We start from the raw sequence: 562 nt of genomic DNA, 5'->3' as shown, positions 1-562 counted from the left end.
GTTGGCCACACACGTGCATTCAGGGTCGTAATGGGAAGGGGGGTGGTGTAATCCGCAGGATCAGCAAAGCTATTCAAGCGATTAACGTTGATGTAGGGATTCAGGCTGGCGAAAGTCCGTCCCCACGTTGCGCCCCCATTTGCGCTGAAGGTAATGCCAGCGGCAGCGCCATCAACGACGGCGTTAGCAAGATTGTACTGAGCGAAACCAATGGCCTCGCCAGCCCTGGTCCTCCCAAGCCCCAGATGGGCCCCCAGATTCAGTGAGGCACTGTCTGCTCGGGCGTCAGTCAGCCTCAGCGCAAGGAGGGTTGCAGCAGGACAGGTGATGGCAAGTTGCTGAACGGCGCCATTGAAATTGGTCTGCGCATCCTCATTCAGGCTAACAGAGGTGATGGAACCCAGATCGAAGGAGCCGGCGCCAGTCATGGTGGCGATGCAGGCATCGGGCGAGATGCGGCCGCTGACGATCAGATCGGCGCTGTCCTGCGCCAGGGCGGCCGGCGAGAGGGCGATCAGGATGCCGCCCAGAAGTACGTTGGTGAAACGATTCATATGCATGT

General features: G+C 59.4%; 1 protein-coding gene. It reads right to left on the bottom strand.

Features of this window, described 5'->3' with window-relative positions:
* Positions 1-562: DUF1120 domain-containing protein (locus AC07WC_RS17770; RefSeq protein ID WP_495211174.1), on the bottom strand; the 562-nt coding region annotated here is incomplete at both ends.

The organism is Stenotrophomonas sp. GW821-FHT01H02A (assembly GCF_059422145.1).
The sequence above is the reverse complement of the archived record's forward strand: the minus strand, read 5'-3'. Positions and strand labels throughout refer to the sequence as shown.